This window comes from Rhizobium sp. BK377 (genome assembly GCF_014193935.1).
Taxonomy (GTDB): domain Bacteria; phylum Pseudomonadota; class Alphaproteobacteria; order Rhizobiales; family Rhizobiaceae; genus Rhizobium.
In genome coordinates this window covers 1-1,233 of record NZ_JACIAC010000020.1, presented here as the reverse complement: position 1 = coordinate 1,233, position 1,233 = coordinate 1, and the positions used below count along the sequence as shown (strand labels likewise).

1 protein-coding gene and 1 pseudogene are annotated in these 1,233 nt (G+C 58.8%); one reads left to right on the top strand and one right to left on the bottom strand.

Annotated elements, in window-relative coordinates:
* Window positions 1–111, top strand: a pseudogene (locus FHT92_RS29580) (helix-turn-helix transcriptional regulator); the annotation flags it as partial.
* A gap of 24 nt (window positions 112–135) precedes the next feature.
* Here FHT92_RS29580 and FHT92_RS29055 read toward each other — a convergent pair.
* Window positions 136–852 (bottom strand): sugar transferase, encoded by a 717-nt coding sequence (locus FHT92_RS29055; protein WP_409527183.1) that lies wholly within the window; start codon window positions 850–852, stop codon window positions 136–138.
* Between the last annotated feature and the right edge of the window lie 381 nt (window positions 853–1,233).

Here is a 1,233-nt window from a genome sequence, read left to right as displayed (position 1 = left end):
GATCTGTCGTCGCATACGGTGGTGGGATATCTGAAGAGCGCGATGCGCAAGCTGGATTCGGTCAACCGCATGCAGGCGGTCGCCCGGGCATTCCGGTATCGGCTGCTGTAACAGCCGATACCGTCTTCTTTCCAATCAGAAGCCTTTGCCGCCGTTCAGTTCGGAAATCAGCGTTCCGATGATGATGCGGATATCCATCAGCAGCGAGAAGTTCTCGACATAGTGGAGGTCGCTGGCGATGCGGGCGCGTGCCTTGGCCGGGCGGTCGGTCGGGCCGCGCAGGCCGCGCATCTGCGCCAGACCGGTGATGCCGGGCCGCATGGCGTGGCGGTGATGATATTCCGGAACCAGCTCTTCGTAGAGCATGCCGCCGGCACGCATGCCGATTGCATGGCAGCGCGGTCCGACGACCGACATGTCGCCCTTCAGCACGTTGAGAAGCTGCGGCAGCTCGTCGATGTTGGAGCGGCGCAGGAAAGCGCCGACACGGGTGACGCGCGGATCGTTCTTCACGGTCTGGGCAACGCCGGTGACATCTTGCATGTCCGTGCGCATCGAGCGGAACTTGTAGACCTTGATGGCCCGGCAGTTCTTGCCCCAGCGGGTCTGCTTGAAGAGCACCGGACCGGGGCTGTCCATCTTGATCAGGGCGGCGACGACCAGAAGAAGCGGCGCCAGCACGATGAGGGCGCTGACCGCGGCGACAATATCGAAGGCCCGCTTCAGCGCGAACTGCACGGAGGCGGGCGGGGCGGCGATGCTGTCGAGTGCGGCAACAGGGAACCTCGCGTTGACCTGACGAACAGGGGCAACGCGAAAGCTCTCTTCAGAAATACTCTTGTTAAGGTCCATGACGCTCAAGGATCTACCCTTTGTATTTTGAAGCTTTGGATTTCGAAGCTTGGGACGTTGAAGCTTTCGGCGGTGTCATTCGCTGGCTTGGTTAGCGCCAGATTAAGGCGCTACGGTGTTAGGCGACGTTTAACCCTACTACATCCTAAATTTGCGACATTTGTTTAACCGAGTCCAGAGAAATTTCGCATCGCAGCAAACTTCGCAGTTGCGTTAAGTTTATGCAAAATCAGGAGTTTTAATTTTCAACCGGGGTTTTTATTAGCAATCTTATGTGCTTGGCCGATTTGGGACGGCAGACGGGAAGGTGCGATCGCCACGGCTTACACCGCGCCAAAACGCTCCATTCCCGGCAGGTCCACAGCAATCCCGGTCCGGCCG

Excerpts from the sequence above, each read along its gene's own strand:
- FHT92_RS29055 (WP_409527183.1), bottom strand. The coding sequence starts at position 852 with ATGGACCTTAACAAGAGTATTTCTGAAGAGAGCTTTCGCGTTGCCCCT.